The 6237-nt window shown below is 67.1% G+C and carries 8 protein-coding genes and 1 pseudogene; 6 read left to right on the forward strand and 3 right to left on the reverse strand.

Annotation, left to right across the window (positions count from 1 at the left end):
• Positions 1-170, reverse strand: a pseudogene (locus tag GGC30_RS15945) (23S rRNA (adenine(2030)-N(6))-methyltransferase RlmJ); the annotation flags it as partial.
• A gap of 91 nt (positions 171-261) precedes the next feature.
• Between GGC30_RS15945 and GGC30_RS15950 the strand changes: the two are divergent.
• From GGC30_RS15950 to GGC30_RS15975, 6 genes are all read left to right on the forward strand, one after another.
• Positions 262-606, forward strand: a complete 345-nt coding sequence (locus GGC30_RS15950) for a hypothetical protein (RefSeq protein ID WP_153926085.1) — start codon at positions 262-264, stop codon at positions 604-606.
• Complete coding sequence (locus GGC30_RS15955) at positions 606-1628, forward strand: DNA topoisomerase IB (protein ID WP_153926087.1); 1023 nt, start codon at positions 606-608, stop codon at positions 1626-1628. The genes GGC30_RS15950 and GGC30_RS15955 overlap by 1 nt, the downstream gene beginning before the upstream one ends.
• 67 nt (positions 1629-1695) lie before the next feature.
• On the forward strand, positions 1696-2499 hold the full coding sequence (locus GGC30_RS15960; RefSeq protein ID WP_153926089.1) for a folate-binding protein YgfZ: 804 nt from the start codon (positions 1696-1698) through the stop codon (positions 2497-2499).
• Between the two features lie 7 nt (positions 2500-2506).
• Positions 2507-3265, forward strand: coding sequence for a 3-oxoacyl-ACP reductase (locus GGC30_RS15965; protein ID WP_153926091.1), 759 nt, complete (start codon positions 2507-2509; stop codon positions 3263-3265).
• Between the two features lie 424 nt (positions 3266-3689).
• Complete coding sequence (locus GGC30_RS15970; RefSeq protein ID WP_153926093.1) at positions 3690-4298, forward strand: DNA-3-methyladenine glycosylase I; 609 nt, start codon at positions 3690-3692, stop codon at positions 4296-4298.
• On the forward strand, positions 4291-4932 hold the full coding sequence (locus tag GGC30_RS15975; protein WP_153926095.1) for a ribonuclease HII: 642 nt from the start codon (positions 4291-4293) through the stop codon (positions 4930-4932). The genes GGC30_RS15970 and GGC30_RS15975 overlap by 8 nt, the downstream gene beginning before the upstream one ends.
• A gap of 7 nt (positions 4933-4939) precedes the next feature.
• On the opposite strand, the gene GGC30_RS15980 is transcribed toward GGC30_RS15975, so the two are convergent.
• A complete protein-coding gene (locus GGC30_RS15980) occupies positions 4940-5218 on the reverse strand; it encodes a hypothetical protein (RefSeq protein ID WP_153926097.1) in 279 nt (92 codons plus the stop codon).
• Positions 5219-5280: 62 nt separating this feature from the next.
• On the reverse strand, positions 5281-6237 hold a 957-nt coding region (locus GGC30_RS15985; protein WP_153926099.1), incomplete at its 5' end, for a DNA adenine methylase.

Raw genomic sequence — 6237 nt, forward strand, 5'->3', positions numbered from 1 at the left:
TCCTTCGACCGCGTCCCGTCCCCCGACAGGTCGTACAGCCCCGCCCCCGCATGGGTGTCGAACACCGTCAGCGGACCCGCCGCCTGCCGCGCCTTCACCAGCCAAAGCACCAGGGCATGCTTGACCAGGTCGGCGAAGTTTCCGGCGTGAAAGCTGTGGCGATAGTTCATGCCGCCTCGTCTCGCGCCCGGCCCGCGCGGTCAAGCGGAACTCGCGCGCCAGACAGGGCGTTCGGCCTAAGTCCTTGTACGGAAAGATGCGATGGCCGCCAAAACCACCCTCACCGACACGCAACGCAAGCCGCCCAAGGGCGTCGCGACCCAGGCCAAGCGCGGTCTCGACCTGCGCGACAAGCACGACCGGGGCGGCACTGAGGTCGGCGTGCGCCGCGCCCATCAGTTGGCGGATCAGAAGCCCGTCTCGGACAAGGACATCAAGGACATCTACAGCTATTTCGCCCGCCATACCGTGGACAAGGACGGCAAGGGCTGGGGCAGCCGCACCGATCCTTCGGCCGGCGATATCGCCTGGCTGCTGTGGGGCGGCGACCCGGCCGAGCGCTGGATCAAGCGGCTGCATGATCGCCTCGAAAAGGCGAACGGCTGATGGCCGACGGATCGCACGCCTTCGACATCGCCGCCGAAGTCCCCCAAGGCCTCAGCTATTGCAGCGACGAGTTCGCGGGCCTGACGCGCCGCCGCGCTGGCAAGGGCTGGTCGTATCGCGACGCCAAGGGCAAGACCGTCACGGACGCGAAGACCCTGTCTCGCATCCGCGCCCTGGCCATTCCGCCCGCCTGGACCGACGTCTGGATCTGTCCCAAGGCCAACGGCCATATCCAGGCCACCGGCCGGGACGTGAAGGGCCGCAAACAATACCGCTATCACAACGACTGGAGCACGGCCCGCTCCGAGAACAAGTTCGACAAGCTGCCGGCCTTCTCGCGCAACCTGCCGAAACTGCGGGAGAAGGTCGAACATGATCTGGCTCTTCGCGGCGTCTGTCGCGACAAGGTGCTGGCCACCGCCGTGCGCCTGCTGGAGATCACCCTGATCCGGGTCGGCAACTCCATCTACGCCAAACAGAACCGCAGCTACGGCCTGACGACCCTGCACAAGCGCCACATCGATGTGGATGGCGCGGCCCTGACGTTCGAGTTTCGCGGCAAGAGCGGTAAGGATCACAGCGTCAGCGTCAAGGACCGGCGCCTGGCCAAGGTCGTGCGGCAGCTGGAAGGCCTGCCCGGCCAGCAACTCTTCAAATACCGCGCGGCCGACGGCGCGCTGTGCCCGGTCGATTCCGACGACGTGAACGCCTACATCCGCGAGGCGATGGGCGAGCAGTTCTCGGCCAAGGACTTCCGCACTTGGGCCGGCACCGTCTCGGCGGCGCGGGCGCTGCGCGACACCGAGGCCCCGACCTCGCCCACCGACGCCAAGCGCAAGATCACCGTCTGCGTGAAGGCGGTCGCCGGCCTCTTGGGCAACACCCCCACCGTCTGCCGCGCCTCTTACGTCCACCCCAAGGTCTTCGCCCTGTTCGAAAGCGGCGAGATCGGCAAGGCCTTGCCGGGGCCGGAGACCAAGGGGTTTGAAAAGGCGCTGATCAAACAGCTGCTCGCGGTGTAACGCGGGCGGCGACGTAAATTCGGTGCGGCGTCTTCTGAAGCCACGCCGTCGGCCCTATCTTCGCCCCATGCCCATCGCCCATCTCGACAGTCGCGCCCTGATCTCCGTCACGGGCGAGGATGCGAAACCCTTCCTGCACAATCTGTTGACCCAGGATGTGGAGACGCTGGCCGAAGGCGAACTGCGGTTCGGCGCCCTGTTGTCCCCGCCCGGCCGTCTGCTGTTCGACCTGTTCCTTCTGGGACAGGCTGACGGCGTTCTGCTGGATGTGGCGACTGAACGTCGCGACGCCCTGATCCAGCGCCTGTCGATGTACAAGCTGCGCGCCAAGGTTCAGGTCGCCGCCGACGACCGCCCGGTCTTCGCCGCCTGGCCCGAGGCCCCCGCCGGCTTCAATCCCGACCCCCGCACGCCCCTGATGGGCGGCCGCCTCTATGGCGAGGCGACTGCAGACGCCGCCGAGACCGACTACGACACCCACCGCCTGTCGATCGGCCTGCCCGATCCGACCGCCGACGCGCCCCAGGACAAGACCTATCCGATCGAGGCCGACTTCGACCTGCTGAACGGCATCGACTTCCAGAAGGGCTGTTTCGTCGGCCAGGAAACGACCTCGCGCATGAAGCGCCGAGGCACGATCAAGAACCGGATGCTGCCGCTGGACTTCGACGGCCCGCCTCCCGCCTTCGGCGCCGAGGTGCTGAAGGGCGAACTGCGCGCGGGCGAAGTCCTCTCGGGGCAGGACGGTTCGGTCATGGCCCTGCTGCGCGTCGACCGCCTCGACGGCGACCTGACCGTGGACGGCCGCCCGGTGCGCTTGCGCAAACCCGCCTGGATGGGCGAGGACGTCCTTCCCTCCTCCAACGCGTGAGTCCCCCATGAAGATCGCCGATCAGATCGTCCTCGTCACCGGCGGGGCGCGCGGCGTCGGCGCCGCCTGCGTCCGCGCCTTCGCCCATGAAGGCGCTCGCGTCGTCATCAACTGGAGGAACAGCGGCGAGGCCGCGAACGCTTTAGCCGCCGAGATCGGCGAGCGCGCCCTCGCCCTCCAGGCCGACGTGACCGACCGCGCCGCCGTGGACGCCATGGTCGCGGCTGCGCACAGCCGTTTCGGCGCCCCCGTCACCACCGTCGTCAACAACGCCCTGGACTACAGCTTCAACGGCGACGCCCGCTCTCAGATGACCGCCATAGGCTGGGACGAGATGGATCGCCAGTTCTCGACCGTCGTGCGCGGCGCCCTGAACCTGATCCAGGCGACCGCGCCCGGCATGGCCGCGGGCCGGTTCGGCCGCATCGTCAACATCGGCACCAACCTGTTCCAGAACCCGGTCGTGCCCTACCACGACTACACCGCCGCCAAGGCCGCCCTGCTCAGCCTGACCCGCACCGCCGCCGGCGACCTCGGCCCTGACGGCATCACCGTCAACATGGTCTCGGGCGGTCTCCTGCGCACCACCGACGCCAGCGCCGCCACGCCCGAGGCCGTCTTCGACCTGATCGCCGGCATGACCCCGCTGCGCAGCGTCACGACCCCGCAAGAATTCGCCGACGCCGTCCTCTTCTTCGCTTCCCCCTGGAGCCGCGCGGTCACCGGCCAGAACCTGGTCGTGGACGGCGGATTGGTCCGGGACTGAAGCCCGCGACCTTCCTTTTCCCATTGGGAGAAGGTGGCCCGCAGGGCCGGATGAGGGTCGGGCGGTAGACCAGTTCGCTTGGACCCGACCCTCACCCTTTCGCGCCAGAACGACGGCTATGGCCGCCGTGCGCTCAAGCCCTCTCCCAATGGGAGAGGGACAAACGGCGCTACCCATCGTATCGCCGCGAAACTTCCAACAACATTTCCGCGACTTGCCGCCCGACAGCGTCAATCGACCAGCCCCCGCCGCCGACGCCCCTACAATGCGCGGTTTTAAGCCGGAGGCCGCAAAACCTGACTGCATCACATCGAGCCAAGCCTTCTAGATTAGACGAATTAGACACTTTAGACGGTGTTTTTCCTCCGTCGCCCCGACGCCGAACGCCCTTCCATCGATCGGAACAGACTGGCAATTTCAGGCCATGACCGACTCACACGCCTCAGAGGTTTTCGGCGGCCGATGCGGCTGGTGCGGGACCGACCCGCTCTATGTCGCCTATCACGACACCGAATGGGGCGTGCCCGAGCGCGATCCCCGCGCCCTGTGGGAAAAGCTGGTCCTCGACGGCTTTCAGGCCGGTCTCGCCTGGATCACCATCCTCAGAAAACGCGAGGGCATCCGCGACGCCTTCGACTGTTTCGATCCCGAGATCGTCGCCCGCTATGGCGAGGCAGACATCGAGCGCCTGCTGGGCGATCCCCGCATCATCCGCTCGCGCGCCAAGATCAACGCCGCCATCCGGGGCGCCCAGATCTGGCTTCAGATGCGCGATGACGGCGAGGACTTCTCCGCCTGGCTCTGGTCCTTCGTCGGCGGGGAGCCGATCCAGACCCCCTACGCCGACTATCGCCGGGCCCCGACCCAGACCGAACAGTCCGTCGCCATGGCCAAGGCCCTGAAGAAGCGCGGATTCAACTTCTGCGGCCCGGTCATCGTCTATGCCTTCATGCAGGCTGTCGGCATGGTCAACGATCACCAGACGACCTGCTTCCGTCACGCCCAGGTTCGTGCGATGGCGAACCATGGCTAAAGCCTTCGCAAATCCGAAAGCCTTCCCGACCCTCGCGCTGGAAACGGTGCTGATTCAGCGCGTCAACGGTCACGTCTGCGGCGTGGACGAGGCCGGGCGCGGTCCCTGGGCCGGCCCCGTCTCGGCGGCGGCGGTCATTCTGAACCCCGACGACCTGCCGCCCGGCATCGACGATTCCAAGGCCCTGACGGAAAAGCGGCGCGCCGCCCTTGAGCCCGAGATCAAGGCCCGCGCCGTCGCCTGGGGCGTCGGCTTCGCCTCGGTGGACGAGATCGAGGAGTTGAACATCCTGCACGCCACGGGTCTGGCCATGTGCCGCGCCATCGAGGCCTTGCAGGTCCAGCCGGTCGCCGCCCTGGTCGACGGCAACTATCGCTTCAAGCTTCCCTGCGAAATCCAGACGGTCGTCGGTGGCGATGGACTGTCGCTATCCATCGCGGCGGCCTCGATCCTGGCCAAGACCGCGCGAGACCGGTTGATGATCGATCTGGATGCCCAATACCCCGGCTACGGCTTCGCCAGCCACAAGGGCTACAACGCCCCCATCCATCAGAACGCCTTGAGAACCCTGGGCCCCTGCCCCGCCCACCGACGCAGCTGGTCGCCGATCAAGGCGCTGTTGCAGGAGGCCTGACGCCGTCTCAGATGTGCAGGAAGCCGCCCAGCAGCGCGCCCATCAGGGCCGCCACGGCCGCCCCTGCGATCGCCATCATCCAGCGCGGCGGCGGCGCCACTTCGGGCTCGACATCGATCTGTTCGACCGGCTGAACGGCCTCGACCGGCCGTGTGTAACGTGCGGCGTTGTGAGTGAAGGTCGCATCCGCCGTCCGCGGCGCCCATGAGCGCGGCTCGGCCGCCGGCCGCACGCGGTAGTCGTTGGGGCGATCGGTCTTGGGGGCGGTGTACGGGTGCGGTTGCATAGTCCCACAACGGCACGCAGCGATTCGCGTTCCGCCCTACCCTCCGTTGTTTTCATTGGTGTCTATGCGGCCACGGGCAGGGAGACCGGCCGCTCGGTGACCACGAAGAGGTGCTCGACATTCTTGAGCCGCCCCACCTGCCCGACCTTCTCGCCCTTGGGATTATGGATTCCGATCCGGGCGCCGACGTATCGCGGATGCGCCACCTCCAGGACCTGAACATGGCCCCGCGCCGACAGCATCTCGACCAGGTCGGCGCGGCTCAGATACCCTTCATCGTTGAAACTGACGATCAGGTTCGGCGCCTTGACCCGCTCGATCACGGTCCGCAGCGCCGGGCCGATGCCGGGCCGGCTGTTGAAGGCGCTCTTGCGCGTCCTCACGTCCACCCGCTTGTTGGCGACCCCATAGGTCTCGGGCCGGTCCCACAGCACCAGGCTCTCCCAGCAATGGTAGTTCCCAAGATAGGAATGCTGGTTGTAGGGCGGATCCAGATAAACCAGGTCCGCCTCGACCTGTTCGGCGATCTCGACCGCATCGCCCTGCGTCGCGCGGCACGGCCCGTCCACCGCCGGAACCAGGTCCGGCGTGCGCAGCTCCAGCGTCTTCAACGCCCTCGGCGCCCACTGCTTCATATAGGCCATCTGGACCCCGGCGGTGGAATCCACCCGATCCGCCGCCTCCATCAGACTGACCAGGGCGATGGCCTTGAGTTCCGGTTCCAGTCCCATGACCTCGATCCGGTCGCGCATGGCGTCGATCCGCGCGCCGTTGTCCGGGTGGAAATACCGCGCATCCTGACAGAAGGCCTGGGTGAACCAGCCCGCCTCGGGCTTCACTGTCCGCAGCTCGGCCAGCACGACCTCGGCCCGCTCGACCCACCGCTCTCGATCCGCCTGGACATAGGTCGTCGCCAGAGCATGGGCATAGGCGTTCAGGTCGTTCGACCAGACCTGAAACCCTTGCTTCTTCAGGGCGTGTCCGACCCGCGCCGTGCCCGAAAACAGATCGCACACCCG

Origin of the sequence: Brevundimonas sp. SPF441 (genome assembly GCF_009661015.1) — a bacterium.
Lineage (GTDB): Bacteria > Pseudomonadota > Alphaproteobacteria > Caulobacterales > Caulobacteraceae > Brevundimonas > Brevundimonas vesicularis.

Coding starts and splice junctions, on each gene's coding strand:
- GGC30_RS15950 (WP_153926085.1), top strand. CDS start 262: ATGGCCGCCAAAACCACCCTCACCGACACGCAACGCAAGCCGCCCAAG.
- GGC30_RS15955 (WP_153926087.1), top strand. CDS start 606: ATGGCCGACGGATCGCACGCCTTCGACATCGCCGCCGAAGTCCCCCAA.
- GGC30_RS15960 (WP_153926089.1), top strand. CDS start 1,696: ATGCCCATCGCCCATCTCGACAGTCGCGCCCTGATCTCCGTCACGGGC.
- GGC30_RS15965 (WP_153926091.1), top strand. CDS start 2,507: ATGAAGATCGCCGATCAGATCGTCCTCGTCACCGGCGGGGCGCGCGGC.
- GGC30_RS15970 (WP_153926093.1), top strand. CDS start 3,690: ATGACCGACTCACACGCCTCAGAGGTTTTCGGCGGCCGATGCGGCTGG.
- GGC30_RS15975 (WP_153926095.1), top strand. CDS start 4,291: ATGGCTAAAGCCTTCGCAAATCCGAAAGCCTTCCCGACCCTCGCGCTG.
- GGC30_RS15980 (WP_153926097.1), bottom strand. CDS start 5,218: ATGCAACCGCACCCGTACACCGCCCCCAAGACCGATCGCCCCAACGAC.